General features: G+C 38.0%; 20 protein-coding genes and 2 tRNA genes. 1 reads left to right on the plus strand and 21 read right to left on the minus strand.

The genetic code is table 11. The features are described from left to right. Nucleotides 1–17: 17 nt before the first annotated feature. From ftsX to IGI68_RS00425, 9 genes are all read right to left on the minus strand, one after another. Complete coding sequence (gene ftsX, locus IGI68_RS00385) at nt 18–908, minus strand: permease-like cell division protein FtsX (protein ID WP_438733164.1); 891 nt, start codon at nt 906–908, stop codon at nt 18–20. Next, nucleotides 901–1,587 carry a cell division ATP-binding protein FtsE gene (gene ftsE / locus IGI68_RS00390; protein WP_071874211.1) on the minus strand — a complete coding sequence of 229 codons (687 nt, stop codon included), beginning with the start codon at nt 1,585–1,587 and terminating at the stop codon, nt 901–903. Before ftsE ends, ftsX begins: the two co-directional genes overlap by 8 nt. Nucleotides 1,588–1,682: 95 nt before the next feature. Continuing rightward, nucleotides 1,683–2,802 (minus strand): peptide chain release factor 2 gene (gene prfB / locus IGI68_RS00395; protein ID WP_143139411.1). Its coding sequence is split into 2 segments (ribosomal slippage): nt 1,683–2,729 and nt 2,731–2,802, totalling 1,119 coding nucleotides; the frame shifts between segments, so codons are not numbered across the junction. Nucleotides 2,803–2,965: 163 nt separating this feature from the next. Next, nucleotides 2,966–5,458, minus strand: a complete 2,493-nt coding sequence (gene secA / locus IGI68_RS00400; RefSeq protein ID WP_273233328.1) for a preprotein translocase subunit SecA — start codon at nt 5,456–5,458, stop codon at nt 2,966–2,968. Nucleotides 5,459–6,244: 786 nt separating this feature from the next. After that, nucleotides 6,245–6,796 carry a ribosome hibernation-promoting factor, HPF/YfiA family gene (gene hpf / locus IGI68_RS00405; RefSeq protein WP_071874214.1) on the minus strand — a complete coding sequence of 184 codons (552 nt, stop codon included), beginning with the start codon at nt 6,794–6,796 and terminating at the stop codon, nt 6,245–6,247. Between the two features lie 133 nt (nt 6,797–6,929). Beyond that, nucleotides 6,930–7,424 (minus strand): phosphoribosyltransferase family protein, encoded by a 495-nt coding sequence (locus tag IGI68_RS00410; protein ID WP_273233331.1) that lies wholly within the window; start codon nt 7,422–7,424, stop codon nt 6,930–6,932. Between the two features lie 179 nt (nt 7,425–7,603). Continuing rightward, the gene (locus tag IGI68_RS00415; protein WP_438729441.1) at nt 7,604–8,920 is read right to left on the minus strand and encodes a DEAD/DEAH box helicase; all 1,317 of its coding nucleotides are present in this window, start codon (nt 8,918–8,920) and stop codon (nt 7,604–7,606) included. Between the two features lie 75 nt (nt 8,921–8,995). Further along, nucleotides 8,996–9,328 carry a PTS sugar transporter subunit IIB gene (locus IGI68_RS00420; protein ID WP_071874217.1) on the minus strand — a complete coding sequence of 111 codons (333 nt, stop codon included), beginning with the start codon at nt 9,326–9,328 and terminating at the stop codon, nt 8,996–8,998. A gap of 93 nt (nt 9,329–9,421) precedes the next feature. After that, complete coding sequence (locus IGI68_RS00425; protein WP_071874218.1) at nt 9,422–9,709, minus strand: DUF7662 domain-containing protein; 288 nt, start codon at nt 9,707–9,709, stop codon at nt 9,422–9,424. Between the two features lie 117 nt (nt 9,710–9,826). On the opposite strand from IGI68_RS00425, the gene IGI68_RS00430 reads away from it, so the two are divergent. Beyond that, nucleotides 9,827–10,456 carry a YigZ family protein gene (locus IGI68_RS00430; protein WP_438729445.1) on the plus strand — a complete coding sequence of 210 codons (630 nt, stop codon included), beginning with the start codon at nt 9,827–9,829 and terminating at the stop codon, nt 10,454–10,456. Between the two features lie 32 nt (nt 10,457–10,488). Here IGI68_RS00430 and IGI68_RS00435 read toward each other — a convergent pair whose 3' ends face one another. From IGI68_RS00435 to IGI68_RS00490, 12 genes are all read right to left on the minus strand, one after another. After that, the gene (locus tag IGI68_RS00435; RefSeq protein ID WP_169818083.1) at nt 10,489–10,653 is read right to left on the minus strand and encodes a hypothetical protein; all 165 of its coding nucleotides are present in this window, start codon (nt 10,651–10,653) and stop codon (nt 10,489–10,491) included. Between the two features lie 114 nt (nt 10,654–10,767). Beyond that, a tRNA-Gln gene (locus IGI68_RS00440) sits at nt 10,768–10,839 on the minus strand. Between the two features lies 1 nt (nt 10,840). Next, nucleotides 10,841–10,924: transfer RNA gene (locus IGI68_RS00445), tRNA-Tyr, on the minus strand. 74 nt (nt 10,925–10,998) lie between these two features. Next, entirely contained in the window at nt 10,999–11,229 is a 231-nt protein-coding gene (locus IGI68_RS00450) for a DUF2969 domain-containing protein (RefSeq protein WP_273233341.1), read from the minus strand. Nucleotides 11,230–11,362: 133 nt separating this feature from the next. Beyond that, entirely contained in the window at nt 11,363–12,007 is a 645-nt protein-coding gene (locus IGI68_RS00455; protein ID WP_071874221.1) for a CBS and ACT domain-containing protein, read from the minus strand. A 3-nt stretch (nt 12,008–12,010) separates the two neighbouring features. Continuing rightward, nucleotides 12,011–12,712 carry an ABC transporter ATP-binding protein gene (locus tag IGI68_RS00460; protein ID WP_071874222.1) on the minus strand — a complete coding sequence of 234 codons (702 nt, stop codon included), beginning with the start codon at nt 12,710–12,712 and terminating at the stop codon, nt 12,011–12,013. After that, nucleotides 12,712–13,488: an ABC transporter ATP-binding protein gene (locus IGI68_RS00465; RefSeq protein WP_071874223.1), complete on the minus strand. Its 777-nt coding sequence runs from the start codon at nt 13,486–13,488 to the stop codon at nt 12,712–12,714. Before IGI68_RS00465 ends, IGI68_RS00460 begins: the two co-directional genes overlap by 1 nt. Further along, entirely contained in the window at nt 13,469–14,446 is a 978-nt protein-coding gene (locus IGI68_RS00470) for a branched-chain amino acid ABC transporter permease (RefSeq protein WP_438729452.1), read from the minus strand. Before IGI68_RS00470 ends, IGI68_RS00465 begins: the two co-directional genes overlap by 20 nt. A 10-nt stretch (nt 14,447–14,456) precedes the next feature. Beyond that, nucleotides 14,457–15,359: a branched-chain amino acid ABC transporter permease gene (locus IGI68_RS00475; RefSeq protein WP_071874225.1), complete on the minus strand. Its 903-nt coding sequence runs from the start codon at nt 15,357–15,359 to the stop codon at nt 14,457–14,459. Nucleotides 15,360–15,446: 87 nt separating this feature from the next. Then, nucleotides 15,447–16,634, minus strand: coding sequence for an ABC transporter substrate-binding protein (locus IGI68_RS00480; protein WP_273233349.1), 1,188 nt, complete (start codon nt 16,632–16,634; stop codon nt 15,447–15,449). A 391-nt stretch (nt 16,635–17,025) separates the two neighbouring features. After that, nucleotides 17,026–17,310, minus strand: a complete 285-nt coding sequence (gene yidD, locus IGI68_RS00485) for a membrane protein insertion efficiency factor YidD (RefSeq protein ID WP_438729457.1) — start codon at nt 17,308–17,310, stop codon at nt 17,026–17,028. A gap of 107 nt (nt 17,311–17,417) precedes the next feature. Further along, nucleotides 17,418–18,095 carry a 3D domain-containing protein gene (locus tag IGI68_RS00490; protein WP_273233353.1) on the minus strand — a complete coding sequence of 226 codons (678 nt, stop codon included), beginning with the start codon at nt 18,093–18,095 and terminating at the stop codon, nt 17,418–17,420. Nucleotides 18,096–18,383 lie beyond the last annotated feature (288 nt).

Genomic DNA, 18,383 nt, shown 5'->3' on the forward strand with positions numbered 1-18,383 from the left:
TTCTTTCTTATTGAAGATTAAATCTTTAAAAAACGTCTCATTGAGATAATCGAACCGAGTGATCCAATCGTAATACCAATAAGAATTAAAGCACCACTCACTTGAAACATTAAGACACCTGGTTCAAGTAAACTATAGTTAGAGCGGAGTAAAATAGGATTTAGCATCCGATAAATTTCAGGATAGCCCAAAATAATCAACGCAACCGGAAGCGCAGACCCAAAAAGACCAATCCAACCACCTTCTAAAAAGAACGGCCAACGAATATACCCATTTTTAGCACCCACTAAGCGCATAATTTGGATTTCACGTTCACGCGATAAAATCGTGATTCGAATTGTATTAGAGATTAAGAACATTGCTACAAAAAGTAACAAACCTGAACCAACTAAGCCCCAAGTGCGTACGCCTTCTGCAATCCCAAAAATTTTATCTGATAAATCTTCTCCATACGTCGCTTTGTGCACCACTTTGCTATACTCTGAGGATTGTGCTGTCTTCGTAATATCTTTAACATATTGTGGTTCTGTTGCACGCACAATAAAAACATTTAACAATGGATTATCTTGATCAAATAACCCCCAGACATCTCCGTAAGATTCTTTTACTCGTTCAAGTTCTTCATCTTGACTTGAAAATTCAACCGATTCGACATGGGGTAAAGCTTTTAAAGTCGCTTCTAGTTCATCTTGCTCTTCTTGCGTGACACCGTGATTCATGAAAACAGAAACTTCTACGTTGTTTTCCATATCTTCAGCTAATTTAACAGTATTTAAAATAATCATTAAAAAGGCACCTAATAAAGCTAATGTAATCGTCACAGCACTAATAGAAGAGATTGTCATCCATCCGTTGCGACGCAAACTTTTAAAACTTTCTAATATATGACGAAAGAATGTTCTAATCATCGTATCCATACTCTCCTTCTACTTGGTCACGAATAATGCGACCATTTTCTATCGCAATCACACGATGACGGATCGTATTAACGATGGTACTGTTATGGGTTGCCATCACAATAGTCGTTCCTTGGGCATTAATGCGATCAAGAAGTTTCATGATTTCCCATGAATTTTCTGGATCTAAATTTCCCGTTGGCTCATCGGCAATTAATACTTTAGGAGTATTGACAATGGCACGCGCAATCGATACCCTTTGTTGTTCTCCCCCAGATAATTCACTAGGAAAGACACGAACCTTATGCTTTAGTCCAACTAAATCTAAGACTTCCATGACGCGCTTTTTAATTTCACGCGGTTTACGACCGATTACTTGCATCGCATACGCGACATTTTCATACACTGTCTTTTTGGGAAGTAACTTATAATCTTGGAAGACGACGCCGACTTCACGACGCATATTCGACACATCTTTATTTTTGATTTTTAATAAATCATAGCCAGCGATGTTTAACAGGCCTTTGGTTGCTTTTTCTTCTCGATACATTAATTTAATAAACGTTGATTTTCCCGCACCACTAGGACCAACAACATAAACAAATTCACCTGGTTTAATTGAAACTGAAAGGTTACGAATCGCAGTTGTACCATTCGAGTATTTTTTCATTACATCCTGCATTTCTATCATGCTTATCTCTCCACCTTTTTTATCGATACTGGATTATTATAGCATTGCTATGTTTCATTTCGCTTGCACTAAGTTACAATTTGATTGCAATTCCATCATTTTTGTGGATTATTTTCATTTAGTTGCATTTTTAAGAAAGCATCAATGAAGCCATCCAACTCTCCGTCCATCACTGCTTGAATATTTCCAGTTTCATAATTCGTGCGATGATCTTTCACCATCGAGTAAGGATGGAAAACATACGAACGAATTTGTGAGCCCCAGCCAATTTCTTTTTGTTCCCCACGTAGACTAGCAGCTTCTTGTTCTTGTTTTTCAACTTCTAACTGATAGAGTTTAGCCTTTAACATCGACATCGCTTGGTCTCTATTTTTTAACTGCGATCGTTGTGCTTGGCTAGCAACGACCACACCTGTTGGTAAATGGGTAATACGGACGGCTGAATCGGTCGTATTAATATGTTGTCCTCCAGCACCACTTGCCCGGTAAGTATCGACTTTTAAATCATCTGAATTAATGGCAATGTCAATCGTCTCATCGAGTTCTGGCATGACATCAACTGAACAAAATGACGTATGTCTACGCTTAGCTGAATCAAAAGGTGAAATACGAACCAGACGATGCACGCCTTTTTCAGATTTCAAATAACCATATGCGTTATGTCCTTTAATTAATAAAGTCACACTCTTAATACCCGCTTCATCTCCTGCTTGATAATCAATCATTTCGACTTTAAAGCCTTCATGATCGGCCCAACGTTGGTACATGCGCAACAACAAACTACCCCAATCTTGAGATTCTGTTCCACCAGCTCCAGGATGTAGTTCTAAAATAGCATTACTATGATCATAAGGACCATCAAGTAATAACGATAGTTCATAGACACTCATCTCTTCCTTTAAAGTACGCAATCCGGTTAACAATTCCGTTTCGATTTCAACATCGTATTCGTCTTGCAACATCTCAAGCAACATTTCTAGTTCTTCTACTTGACTAGCCAGTCGATGAAAACGGTCATAGGTTTCTTTGTTGCTGTTATTCGCATTGATGATACTTTGAGCAGCCATGCTATCATCCCAAAAGCCAGGTTCGGCCATTTGATGTTCCACTTGGGCAATTTCTTCTTCTAGGCGATCTAAGTCAAAGAGACCCCCTAAAGCTTGTGATTTTTTGATTCATCTCTGTGAGTTGATGACGGATTTCTGATAATTCCATATTCATTCCTTCTTTCTATTATTCATCATTACCTTAAGCGGCACTTATTTACCGTAATACATCTATCTCAAATTCGCTAACTTAACTAAAAAACGGTCTATTTTCTAAAGCCCCATACAAAAAACGGAGCCATGACAGATATATGCCACAGCTCCACCAATCCTTATACTGTTTGGTTTCTACCATGACAGTTTTTATATTTTTTCCCACTGCCACATGGGCATAAGTCATTACGACCGATATTTTTTGCTTCAATCGCAGGTTGCGTTGTTGGTTGAGCTTCAACAACTTGTTCTCTTTGAACATTTTGACGAATCTCAGATTTCATGAATAAGCGCGTAACTTCATATTCAATCGCCCCAACCATTGTTTCAAACATCTCATAGCCTTCTGTTTGATATTCAACTAATGGATTGTTTTGCCCATATGCACGTAAGCCAATAGATTGACGTAATTGATCCATTGCATCAATATGATCGGTCCATTTTGCATCAACAACTCGCAAAATAACAACTTTCTCAAATTCTAACAATTGTTCTGGACTATTTAAATGTTGCGCTTTTTCATCAAATTTCGCTTGCGCTAAGTCAAGTAACATCGTTTTAATTTCTTGTGGTTTTTTGCCTTCTAAATCTGCAAGCGAAATGGAATCTTCATGAACTAAGGCACTTCCTGCAAAATCAACAATTCCTTGATAATTCACGACATTACTTTCTAATTGAACGTGACCGTCGACAATCCGATCAATCGTACGTTTTACCATTCCCATTAATTGGGCAGATAGCGTCTCATCTTCCATAATCACTTGTTGACGTTGACGATAAATAACTTCACGTTGTTCACGCATCACATCATCATATTGTAAGACGTTTTTACGAGTATCATAGTTATTTCCCTCAACCCGTTTTTGCGCAGATTCTACTTGTTTCGAAAGCATTCTACTTTGAATCACAGCATCATCTTCATCGATATTCATGCGATCTAAGAAAGCTTTAATTCGTTCAGAACCAAAGCGTTTCATCAAATCGTCTTCAAGAGAAAGATAAAATTGAGAAACACCTGGATCTCCTTGACGACCTGAACGTCCGCGTAATTGATTATCAATCCGTCGAGATTCGTGACGTTCTGTCCCAATGACAGCTAACCCACCTAACTCTGCCACACCTAAACCAAGTTTAATATCGGTTCCACGACCTGCCATATTGGTGGCAATTGTTACCGCCCCTTTTTGACCAGCATTTAAAATAATTTCGGCTTCTTTAAAGTGATTTTTCGCATTTAACACTTCATGTGGTACTTTTGCTTGGTGTAATAACTCAGAAAGATACTCCGATGTCTCTACTGCAACGGTTCCGACAAGGATTGGTTGCCCTTTACGGTAACGCTCTTTAATGTCTTCTACAACTGCTTTAAATTTACTTTGTAGTGTTGGATAAAGTAAATCTGCACGGTCATCACGGACAATCGGACGATTCGTTGGAATTTGAATGACTTGAATGTTATAAATTTCGCGAAATTCTTCTTCTTCTGTTTTGGCAGTCCCTGTCATTCCGGCTAATTTTTTGTACATCCGGAAAAAGTTTTGGAACGTAATGGTCGCAAGTGTTTTCGTTTCATCTTCAATTTCAACATTTTCTTTTGCTTCAATTGCTTGATGTAAGCCATCAGAATAACGACGACCATCCATAATACGACCGGTAAATTGATCGACGATTAAGACCTTTCCTTCTTGAATCACATAGTCAATATCGCGTAACATAATATAATTCGCGCGAAGGGATTGATCCAAGTGGTGCGTTAATGCCGTGTTCTCAATGTCATATAAGTTCTCTAAGACAAAGGTTTCTTCCGCTTTTTCAATTCCTGCTTCGGTTAAAGTAATGGTTTTTGATTGAACATCAATTTTATAATCTTCGTCTTCTTTCAATCGTTTGACAAAGTTGTCTGCGCGAGTATATAAAGCAGTCGACTTTTCTGCTTGCCCTGAAATAATCAACGGAGTACGTGCTTCATCAATTAAAATCGAATCGACTTCATCGACAATCGCATAATTAAGCGGACGTTGAACCATTTGATGACGGTACACGACCATATTGTCTCTTAAATAATCAAAACCTAATTCGTTATTGGTACTGTATGTAATATCTGCCGCATAGGCTGCGCGTTTTTCTTCTGATGTTTTTGAGTTGATATTTAAGCCTACTGTCAATCCTAAAAACTCATATAACTCGCCCATTTCAGTTGAGTCACGAGTCGCTAAGTATTCATTGACCGTCACAACATGGACACCTAGTCCAGTAATGGCATTTAAGTACACAGGCATGGTAGCCGTTAAGGTTTTCCCTTCCCCGGTTCTCATTTCTGGGATATTACCATCATGTAAAACAATCCCACCCATTAATTGAACGCGGTATGGATATAATCCTAAGACACGTTTAGCCGCTTCACGAACAACTGCAAAAGCCTCCGTTAATAATTCATCCAATGTTTCACCATTTTTATATCGATTGCGAAATTCTTCTGTTTTCGCTCTAAGTTCTTCATCTGATAAAGCGCTCATTTGTTCTGCTAGCAGTTCAATTTTATCTGCCATTTGTTCTAAACGCTTTAATTCTTTTTTATCGTTTTCTATTAAATTCTTTAAAAAATTAGCCATTACAAAGCAAGTCTCCTTCTAATTCAATTCTTCTTACGTTTTAGTAATCAAAAAGTCTCCAATCCATTTTATCATTTGTTCCTCGGGAATGCTACATTTTCTACTAATCTCTCGCTAAAATCAAATAGCCATGCTTCTTTTGGCATCAAGGGTTAATCTGATAGATTATCTTTGAAAAAAGATAATTTCACGATAAAAGAAAGTAAATGAGAAATCTTGCGTTCGAGGAGTTTGCAATATACTCAGTCTACTTGTAAAAAAATCGTTCATAATTTTCTTTTTATGATACGATTCTTAGGTGCCCTATCATTTTTTCTATGAATCGCTCAAACACTGCAATCGCGGTTGTATAACGTTTAGTGTTGATGACTGATATCCGTATCTTTCTTCAACACTTTACTTAGGATAGTTTATTTTTAGAGATGATGGGCTCATTACTAAACTATTTTCTTTTATCATTTCTTTCAATTTTTGACAAAATATGCACCAAAAAGAGATTAGAAACTAGCGGACCGGAGAAAAACGCCTTGTGTTGGCTGCGTCAAAAGACGAAATGTGAATGACTCTAGGTTTGTGCTTTAGCACTTACCTAGAATTTGAAGCTTTTGAGCTGAGCGACCTAGGCTCGAAGCGGTCTCGCAGCCCCCTCACACAAGGCGGTTTTTCGTAGGGAAGCGCGAAATTCCATCAACACCATTTGGTGAAGAGCCACAATATCGTTATAAAAATACAAAAAAGCAAAAGTCACATAGGACTTTTGCTTTTTATTCTAAAATTTATTAAAAGTTAGTCTGTTTCGATTAACCCGTATTTTCCATCTTTACGACGGTAAACAATGCTTGTGCCATTTGTTTCTGCATCTTCAAAAATAAAGAAGTTATGACCTAGCATGTTCATTTGTAATACGGCTTCTTCACTATCCATTGGTTTTAATGATAAACGCTTCGTACGAACAATTTCTAATTCTGAATTATTTTCTTCTTCGGCTTCATCCACAAAGATTGAACTTGTCTTCATATTTGGAATTGCTGTTTCACGAGATTTCCGGTTAATTTTTGTTTTAAATTTGCGAATTTGACGTTCTAATTTATCGACAACCAAATCTACGCTTGCATAGAGATCTGGTGAAGTTTCTTCAGCTCGCAATACAAGATAAGGTAGCGGGATCGTCACTTCGACTTTCGCAGTTTTTTCTGTGTACACTTTCAAGTTGATGTGTGCTGTTGCATCAGGAACATCATTAAAGTAACGTTCTAATTTACCAACTTTCTTTTCTACATAGCTACGAATCGCTTCTGTGACTTCGATATTTTCTCCACGTACATTATATCTAAACATAACAATTGCCCCTTTCGTCTACCAATTAAAGAGAGAGAAGGACCACTCTTTCCCTCTTCTTACTTCTATTATATCGAACTTTATGAGAAATGCAAAAGAAATCGTTACCAAAATCCATTTCTTTTTAACAGTCTTAGCGAGCCAAGGAGATTGTCCGAATCATCGCTGGTTGATATTGCCTTAAAACATCTGCTGCATGAAAGAGCGTACGCCCTGTGGTATAGACATCATCAAACAAAATGATCTTCTTCCCTTTAATTAAATGGACCCTGTTAGTCGGCACAAAAGGTTGCGGTACCGCTAAGCGTTCAATACGATTTTTTTGCGCTTGTGGTGCAGTATGGATCGCTTTTTCTAATAATTGAACAGTTGGAATGCAAGCAGCATCTAACAACGCTTGGGTCTGATTGAATCCGCGCTCTAAAAACCGATCTTGCGAGAGAGGAATTGGACAAATCAGACTATGGCGCTCTTGTTTAAAATAGGATTTTAGTTCAGTTGTAAACGTGGTTCGTAAGCGATAATCCCCTAAAAACTTATACTGAAATAACCACTCTTGAAAAGCCGAATCATATACAAAAAAAGCATGATGCATAAAATCATAGGTTGGGAAGTGTCGTTGCCACAAAATACAATCCTCACACTTTTCCATCACCCCACTTTTTCGACAAGTGGGGCAAGACTGTTTTGGGGTTGGAGTTAAACGGCTATGGCATCTTTGACAACATTGATTCATAATCGTCGTCGGCCACAGCATTTCTTTGATAGTCAAATTGCGATTCATTAGTATTTGACACCAACTACATCTCATGTGTCACCAACTTTCTTCGCCAAAGCATTCATCTCCTTAATTTCTTTTTTCGCTTGTCGCATCGCTTGCGTATTTTGATTATAAAAAAAGAGGACTCGCCCATGATGATAGGCACCTTTACGATCAACACGTCCGGCAATTTGCACCAAAGCAGATTTGCTAAATACTGCGTGGTTAGCGCCCATCACAATCACTGAAACCCGTTCAAAGGTCACTCCTCGCTCTAAAATCGTACTGGTAAATAAGATTCGATATTTCTTTTGGCGCATATTCTCAACTTTTTTTTTTCTATTTTCGTCTTCTGCGTGCACACTGGTAATGATATCCGCCGCAAAAAAACGGGAAGTTGCCCGACATAAGGCATCCATATAAGAAAGACTTGGACAAAAAACTAACACGTCATTGTCTTGTAATAATTCACGTAACAGCTTTAAGAATTTCTTCATGCGCGATGGCTTTTTGTAACAAGATTCCCACCGAAGGTACCAGTGACATTCAGGAACAATCAAGGGTCTTTTATGAAACCGAACGGGTAATTTTTCAATGGCAAACGTCGCTTCGACTTCTCTTATTAGATGTAGCGGAGGGGTGGCGGTTAAATAGATTAAACGCCCATTGAGATGTAATGCTTGTTTTAGACCATAGCGTAACATTGGATCCCCCTCATAAGGAAAGGCATCAATTTCATCCACAATAATTAAATCAAAAGCCTGATAAAAATGCAGTAATTGGTGGGTCGTGCAAATCGTTAATTTTCGATAGCAATAACTTTCTTCAGAATTTCCATGGAGTAATAATACAGTCTCTAACACAAACGCACTTTTTAATCTAGGATATAATTCGCGGCAAACATCTATTCGTGGCGACGTGACACAAACACGCCCGCCCTTTGCTAGAACTGAGTGTATCAGCGGGAAAATCATTTCGGTCTTACCTGAACCTGTGACTGCCCACAACAAGCTATCACGCCCTGCTTGAAGCGACTGTAACAAGCGATCAGTAATGGTTTGTTGGAGCGTTGTTAAAGAACCTTGCCACGTTAATAGAACCTCTCTAGGAAGCTGTGAGTCCGGTGATTCGATGATGGACACTAACCGATCATCACTCGTCAACTTCCCGAACTTTAAACAAACGGAACAAAAATATTTCCCGCTAGGCAAGCGATGTTCTGCTTTGGCTAACTGACTTCCACATCGCTGACAAGTAACATGTTTTTCAATCGACATCGCTGGACGTATATAAAAATGCGGGTCATTCAATTCTTGAACACGCGCTTGACTCAGGACCACTTGTCTACCGATGAACTCTTCCATTTAGGCCTCACCTCTATAATAGAGAATACGAAAAAACACGAAGGATTTTTTTCCTTCGTGCTTATTTTATCTTAATTAACTATTTTTATTTTTTTCAATCAAATCAAAGGCTTGTTGTAAAACTTTTTCGCCGTTCATCATGCCATAATCTGCCATATTAATGATTTCTAGTGGAATTCCTTTTGGTGCAAGTCGTTTCTCGAAATCCGCTTTCATAAAACGAACTTGTGGACCCAATAACAAGACATCCACTTCTTTATTTTCTAAATGATGATCTGCTTCTGAAGCTGATACGGCAAAAATATCGGTATCAAACCCCTGAACTTCTGAAGCCTTTTGCATTTTAGTGACTAACAAACTGGTACTCATTCCTGCTGAACAAACTAACATAATTGTTTTTTTCGCCATCTTATTTCCCCCACTTTATTGTTATTAAAATCAAACGAATCCTATCCTGTTAAATTATAAAACAATCTACTACTTTGTCAATGAAGATTGTTGTTATTTTTCTAACCATGTTGCTTTTAATAATGGTCTAAAAACCACATATTCTTTTTGTAAATCGACATGAATCACTTCGTAGTTCGCATTCAGCCAGGCATACGCACCTTTTTCAGGATATAAATAATCATTTGCCCACCAGTCTGTACTTGTCCGCGCGGTCCGTGGCAAGCCACTTGCTGGAAAAAGAAGTTCATTGATTTGGGTAAACGTTAACGTCACCTGGGTGCCCCCATTATTTCGAAGATAGTTTGTGATAACATCGTATTTTTTTTTGCGTTCAACCAAACTTCTCACCCTTTTCTTTCTATTATCTAGCTTCTTTGTCAAAAATGCAACCTTAAGAAAATTGATATCTCGTGCTTTTTTCCTTATACTAGAATAAACGAAAGCGAGGGATGACGTTTGCTAGAAAGTTATCGAACGATTAAAGAAAATGGCCAATGGGAAATTGACATCAAAAAATCACGTTTCATCTGTTTTCTTCAACGTGTCACAACAGAAGAAGAAGCGCGTACGATGATTCAACAGATAAAAAAAGAACATTGGAAAGCGAATCATAACTGTAGTGCTTTTATTATTGGAAGTGACGGCCATCTAATCCGTTCAAGCGATGATGGCGAACCTAATGGAACAGCCGGGACACCGATGCTTGAAGTGTTAAAACAAAATGAGATCATTAACGTTGTGGCGGTCGTGACTCGATATTTCGGTGGCACAAAATTGGGTGCAGGTGGTTTAATCAGAGCCTATTCCACCGCGGTCTCTGAGGCGTTAAAACAAGTGGGAATCGTCGAAATCAAAACACAACAAGAACTGTTCGTTACGATTGAGTATTCTTTACTAGGAAAATTACAACATTTTTTAGAATTGAACGACTATCCGATTAAAGACACGCAATTTACTAACGAAGTGACCGTTTGCCTCACCGTCGATGAAATAGAACGCACACAAGCCGAAATTGTCGAATTATTAAATAACCAAGTCACTTTTGAAATAGGAAAATTTATTCCAACTGAAATTCCGATAACATAACAAAAAGAGATGAGGCTAAACTCATCTCTTTTTTAGTGATTTTTCGCACGCCATTTAATCGTTTGTTTCGTTGGTCGTTTTTCTGACACTCGAATTCCTTTTTGTGTGATGTTAACAATTACATTTTTTTTCGACAAATCATAAAGATGCTCAACCGCGTCTACGATTTGTTCTTTCAAATGAAAATCAAATTTCATTTTTAATCACTCCTACTATCTTTTATTTTACGTTTATTTAAGAGTAGCCTAAAAGACCGAATTTTTCAAATAAAAAAAGAGTAAACGATAAACGTTACTCTTTCGTTAAAATAACTGGGGTAGCTGGATTCGAACCAACGCGTGAGGGAGTCAAAGTCCCTTGCCTTACCGCTTGGCTATACCCCAATGGTGGAGGAGAGTGGATTCGAACCACTGAACCCGAAGGAACGGATTTACAGTCCGTCGCGTTTAGCCACTTCGCTACTCCTCCAAAAGGTTTACTGAAAAACCTGACTCACTTATAATACAAAATTTTTCAGAGTAATGCAAGTCTTTTTTCAAAAATTATTCATGTAAATTCCATTGACGAATAATTGCCTCTACCGCAAGTTCAAATGTCTTATTTGAGCCGATTGCTTCGTCATCCATGAATGCTTGAAAATCCTTCACAGCATAAGCTAAAATCTCACCAATTTTCTTTTTCCCAATATAAAGTTCTGTCACTTCATATTCTTGTCCTTGAAGAATTCTTTTTTTCTCTTCCATATGGATTTGTATCTCTTTATTTTTTTTCATATTTTTCACCTCGTTCTCTATCTTAGCATATTTTTGATATTTTACGAGTACTATTTCAGATAAAATAGGATCTCATTTGAATCTTTTAACTTAAAAAACTAGAAACCGATTACTCGGTTTCTAGCTAACAACGTTAAGGATTCGTCACAACAGCACTGATGACGGTAAAGCCCGCATCGCTTAGAATATCTTTGACCAGTTGTGCCTCTTTTGTTTCAATTTGAAGTTCCACAACTGTTTGAGCATTTTGACGATCCACAACAACCGTTAAAATACTCAATTGTTTTTGCGCTAAAACGCGCGTAATATCGGCTAATACTCCAGGATGATCGTTAGCCACTGCTAAGGAAACACGCGTTCCACCCGCATAATAACCCGTAATTTTTAAGAAAGCATCGAAAATATCATTATTAGTAATGATTCCGACTAACTTTCCTTCTTCAATGACTGGTAAAACCCCAACGTTGTTTTGACGCATTTGCGCAATTCCATCTTCTAACAGAGCGTCTGGTCCAATGGTTTCGACTTTTTTAATCATGATCTCTTTTACAGATGTTTTGTTTAACAGATAATTGACTTCGTACACACTTAGACTTGTTGCTTTTGAAGGCAATGCTTCTTGAATCACACCTTCTGTAATTAATCCAATCAACGTCGTCCCTTCCACTACCGGCAAACGATGAATTTTATGTTGCTTCATCAAATCAACCGCATCGAAAATCGGCGTTGTCGGGCTAACCGTAATTAAATTGGTCGACATAAAATCTTTTACACTCATGATTTATCCTCCTAAGTATGCTTTTTTCACAGATTCACTCGTTAATAATTCTTGACCGGTTCCTTCTAACACAATTTTCCCAGTTTCTAAGACATACCCTCGATCTGCGATAGAGAGTGCCATATTCGCATTTTGTTCAATCAATAACACGGTCGTACCTTGCGCCTTGATTTCTTCAATAATCGAAAAAATTTCACGAATAAAAATCGGTGCAAGTCCCATGGACGGTTCATCTAATAAAAGAAGTTTAGGACGTGACATTAATGCTCGACCCATTGCCAGCATTTGTTGTTCGCCGCCAGAAAGAGTGGCAGAATCTTGTTTTTTGCGTTCTTTTAACACCGGAAAACGGCGATAAACCGCCTCATAGTCTTGTTTTAACTCGCTATCATTTCGAAGAAAAGCGCCCATTTCTAAATTTTCTTGAACGGTGAGTCCTGCAAATACATGGCGTCCTTCTGGTACTTGTGACAATCCTTGCATCACGATTTTTTGCGGTGCTTCTTTTTCAATCGCTTTTCCTTCAAAGGTGATTGAACCGCCTGAAGGTCGAACTAAGCCAGAAATCGTTCGTAAAATAGACGTTTTCCCCGCACCATTGGCTCCAATGAGTGAGACGATTTCTCCTTGTTCAACATGAAAGGAAACATCGTGAATGGCTTCAATTAGTCCGTATTTAACGAATAAATTTTCCACTTTTAACATTAGATTTCCCCTCCTAAATAAGCTTCAATCACTCGTGCATTCCCCTTAATTTCATCCGGGGTACCTTCAGCAATGACTTGACCGTATTCTAACACATAAATTCGTTCGCAGACATCCATGACTAGATTCATATCATGTTCGATCAAAATAATCGTAATTCTAAATTCCTTTTGAATTCGGTAAATTAAATCAGTTAACTCGGCTGTTTCTTGTGGATTCATTCCAGCAGCTGGTTCATCCAAAAAGAGAATTTTTGGTTGCGTCGCTAGTGCACGCACAATTTCAAGCCGACGTTGCTCCCCATAAGGTAAATTGCGTGCTAATGTCTCCATTTTATCTTCTAATTGAAAAATAGCTAAGAGTTCAGCCGCCTTTTCTTTTAAATTTTGTTCTGTTTGATAAAATTTTGGCAAACGCAAGATATTCGCTAAAAATGATGCCTTTTCAACCTCGCGCATCGCAATTAAGACATTGTCTAAAACAGTCAAATCTTTAAATAAGCGAATATTTTGAAACGTTCGACCGAGTCCAATTTCGGCAATTTTATAAGGTTTCATTCCATTTAAGCGCGTTGTTTTGCTGCCATCATTAAATAAGACATCACCTGACGTTGGTTCATAAACACCCGTTAATAAGTTAAATAGGGTCGTTTTTCCAGCGCCATTGGGGCCAATTAAACCGACAAGTTCATTTTCATTTAACGTTAAATTGACATGAGAAACCGCAGTTAAGCCACCGAAGTTTTTCGTTAATTTCTCAACGGTTAGTAGAGGCATTCGATTCTCCCCCTTTTTTTCCAAATCGTTGGAAGATTTTTTTGACTGAAAATTCTTTACTACCCAGTAAGCCACCTGGTTTAAAAATCATAATAAGGATAATCGCGAGCGCATAGAAAATCATCCGTAAGTTACCTAAATCTTGCAAATACATATTGAGGAATCCTAAAACAACTGCAGATACAATTGCTCCAGTTGTACTACCAATGCCACCAAAAACCACAATGATTAAAATATCAATCGACTTCATAAACGTAAAGTCACTTGGGAAAACGGACTGTTGATAACTTGCATAGAGACTTCCACCAATACTAGCAAAAATACCGCCAATCACAAAAGCGAGAACTTTATATTTCGTTGTATTGACCCCCATCGCTTCTGCCGCGATTTCATCTTCTCGAACCGATAACGTCCGTCGCCCAAAACTACTATTCATGTAATTCGAAATAAAGACAATCGTTAAAACCATCACAATAAAGATAATTTGCCAGTTACTAAATAATGGAAGTCCAAAAATTCCGGACGGACCATTTGTTAAGCCACTAAAATTAATAATTAGAATACGAATAATTTCAGAGACTCCTAGTGTGGCAATCGCGAGGTAATCACCTTTCAAACGTAAAGTAGGAATCCCTACGACTAATGCAATGACACCGGAGATAATGACTCCTACTAACATACTTAGAAAGAAGCTTAAAAAAGTAGGACTTTTTGCGGTAATAATCGCCGTCGCATAGGCACCTATTGCCATGAATCCCGCATGACCGAGAGAAAATTGACCACCAAATCCAATAATTAAATTCAAACTGACAGCTAAAATAATGTTGATACCAATGTTGGCAATAATGGCGTCAGTAAAAATATTTATTTTTCCCGAATTATATAAGAAAAACAATACAAAATAGAAAATGGTTGCGATGGCTGTCCAAGTTATATTATATTTTAGATTTTTTTTCATTTGTGTCCACCTACACTTTCTCTTTCACATTTTTACCTAAAATACCGGCTGGTCGAATAATTAAGATGACAATTAAGACGCCGTATACCAACGCATCTTTGTAATCCGAAAATCCAACCGCTGTGGAAAGCGTCTCGATTAAACCAATCACAAATCCACCTAAGGCAGCCCCTGGAATAATACCAATTCCTCCTAAAACCGCTGCGACAAATGATTTAAGACCGGGAGCGACACCCATCATTGGATCAATCGAATTATAATATAAACCAATTAACATACCCCCTGCAGCTGCGAGCGCCGAACCTAATGCAAACGTAAAAGAAATCGTCCGGTTAACGTTAATTCCCATCAGTTGAGCAGCATCTGGATCGACACTGACTGCCCGCATCGCTTTCCCCATCTTTGTTCCTTTTACAATAATTTGTAATAATAACATCAAAGAGACGGAAACAAATAAGATTAACAATTGAATATTACTGACACTTATTCCACTAAAGGTATAAAGTTTCCGCTCAATTGCTTGCGGAAAAGGTCTTGTATCTGGAGAGAAAAAGTAAATCATGAGGTTTTGTAGTAAATAAGAAACCCCAATGGCCGTAATTAAAGCCGAAATTCGCGTTGCGCCTCGTAAAGGTCGGTAAGCCAGAATTTCAATAATTACACCTAAAGCCGCACTGACAATCATTGAGACAATCATTGCTACAAAAAAGCCCCAACCATTTGGGAATATCCCCCAATCATTGAATTGATGAATTAAAAAGTAGCCAATAAAACTACCAATCATGTAAATTTCACCATGGGCAAAGTTGATTAATTTAATAATGCCATAAACCATCGTATATCCTAATGCCATTAACGCATAAATGCTGCCTAGAAATAAGCCGTTAATCAGCTGTTGAATGATTATTTCCATTAGTATCACTTCCGAATCATTAATTTTCTAAAAAAAACTGTGACAAAACCTAAAGTTGATTTTGCCACAGCACACATTCCTTTATTTTTAAGGATTAATTACTTCTGCAGAACTTTCTTTCCCATCTGTAAAACCAACTACCACTAATGATTTTTCAGGGTTGTGTTGTGCGTCCATTGTGATATTACCCGTCACACCAACGAAATCTTTCAGTGTCGCTAACCCTTTTGTAATGGAAGCAGAATCTGCTGTATTTTCTTTTTCAATCGCTTGTTTGATCATGAACATCGCATCGTACGCTAATGCATTAAATGTCGAAGGTTCTTTGCCATATTTTTCTTTAAAGGCTGCAATAAATGGTTCAACTGTATCGTTAGACGGTGCAAGTGTTGAAAAGTGTCCAGTATAAAAGACGTTTGAAACATTTTCTGCGCCGGCTAATTGAACCATCTTCTCATCACCAAAGCCATCTGCCCCGATAATTGGTTGCTCAATGCCTAACTCTCGTGCTTGTTTGATGATTAAACCAGCTTCTTCGTAATACCCTGGAATGTAGAGAACATCAAAATCTGCTTTCTTTACTTTTGTTAAGATGGCTTGGAAATCTTTATCTCCTTTAGTAAAGTTTTCTTCTAAGACAATCTCACCTTGATATTCTTCTTTAAAAGCTTTCGTTAATCCTTTGGCATAATCACTTGAATTATCCGCTAGAATAATTGCTTTTTCGGCACCTAATTGTTCTTGTGCGTATTTCGCTAAAATAACCCCTTGGAAACTATCTTGGAAACATGAACGGAATAAAAATTCTTGGACTTGATCGCCATTCATCGTGACACTGTCATCTGTCGCTGAAGGAGAGATTACTGGCACTTGGGCTTTCGTCACATTAGGAATCGTCGCTTTCGTTGCTCCAGAAGTTGCTGGACCAATAATTGCTACTACTTGATCATTTGTTGCTAAGTTTGCAGCTGCAGTCGCCGCTTCACTTGTTTCAGATTTATTATCTTTCGTAATTAGCTCGACTTGTTTCCCTAAAATACCACCTTCGGCATTAATTTTTTCGACCGCTAATTCCACACCTTCTTGTTCTTGTGTACCATAACCGGCAACGGGACCTGATAACTCTAAGTTTAAACCAATTTTAATCGTTTCTCCCGCTTCATTTCCACCTGCGGCACCAGAACCACTTGTTTCATTACCGCCACCCGTTGGTCCTGCACTACATGCTGCCAAAAGGAACAAATTTGCAAATAAAAACACCATTTTTTTTCTCATTTTATTTCCCCCAATTTGTATGACTCGTTGAATATGTTTCTCAATATACCTAAATTTTATCTCTTTGTCAATGAATTTTCTGAATATTTCATCAATTCCCACTTATTTGACTATTTCTTTTCACTTTTTGTCTTACAACCCTTTAATGAAGCGTTACCAACCAAGAACCCCCGACTAAAAGAACTTTCCCACAACCTCTTCTAATGAGTCATTATCGTCCGTCTGACTTCCTTACAAATTGAAAAATTACTGTGCGTCCAATAGGGATTACATTGAAAGGCTGTGTCTGTAAGAATAATCATTACAATTGGGCAGCTTAAAATCAAAAAGAATCACTCTTCCTTTGCTAACACATAAAAAAACACGAAACAGTAGTCTGTCTCGTGCCTTCTTAATGATGGGAATGTTTTCGATACGTATAGCGTGGCTCTTCTTGATCCACCTGATTTCGCTTTAAACTAAATTTGATTGGTACATAATCAATGCCTCCACGAACAAATGGATGACATCGCAATATTCTAGCAACCCCCATCAGACTCCCCTTCATACTACCATGAACTTTTAATGCATGGATTGCATAAGTAGAGCAAGTTGGGTAATAGCGACAACTTGGTGGGAATAGAGGCGAAATAAAACGTTGATAGCCTCTAACGATTTTTATTAATAAATTTTGCATACTGAACTCCTCACTTTACATAGTAAATATACCTTTCAACCTTAAAAATAACAAGTAAAAAAGACTGAATAAAAGCACGCTTTTATTCAGTCTCTTGCTTAAACTGCTTATTCTAAAATTGTTACTTTCACTTGTCGTCTCCCCCACTGAATACATTGTTCGTAGGTCGAGAAATGGACGTCTACAATATTACCTTTAATCGCTCCACCAGTATCACTAGCGATTGCTTCTCCGTAACCTTCTACATATAAACGTGTTCCTAATGGAATGACATTGGGATCGACAGCGACTGCCATTGGATTCGTTAATAAATTTTGTCCCGTCGCCGTTACGGTTCCTCCACCTAAAGCATCTGCCGGATCTGAACTATAAGCCGTAGACTCCATAATAAACGTTTGTCCCACGGGCTGGGTCGTCGCTGCTTGGGCTGCAGCTTCAGCTGCGGCCTGTTCCGCGGCTTCTTTCTCAGCAGCTGCTTGGGCTTCGCGCGCGGCTTGTTCTTTAGCCGCTTTTTCAGCTGCTGCTTTTTCGGCTGCTGCTTTTTCAGCCGCTTCTTTTTCAGCTTTTTCTTTTGCCGCAATTTTAGTCTTAGCGGATTGAACCGCTTCGCCTTCTGTTGCTAACGCTAAAAATGAACTGGAAATATCTTGTACTTCTTTTTCGCTCACTACTACTCTTGTAATCGTTTCTTCATTCTCTTGGTTTTCTGCCGCATAAACTGGCAGCACCGCTCCGACTAACATCATTGTTGCCAACATCGCAACAGGTAGAAAATGTCTCTTCATGAATATATTCCTCCTAATTTCTTACAAACCGTATCTTATCATGTCGCTATGACCCTTAGGTTACGAGTTCGTTAAAGAAAAGAAAGATAGCACGATTTTATACCTCAATTTGTTACAATCGAAACATTAAGCGAATTCAAAGTAATAATTACTGCAACAAAGACTGATATAACAACCTTTTCATTTTTTCATATTTTTTATGCTTTAAATTTTTTCATCGCTTAGTGAGAAGTATTTAGAAAATAAATCGCAATATACGCTTATTTCTACTAGAAAAAGACGTAATTT

Origin of the sequence: Enterococcus sp. DIV1314a (assembly GCF_051713805.1) — a bacterium.
Classification (GTDB): Bacteria; Bacillota; Bacilli; order Lactobacillales; family Enterococcaceae; genus Enterococcus_I; species Enterococcus_I aquimarinus.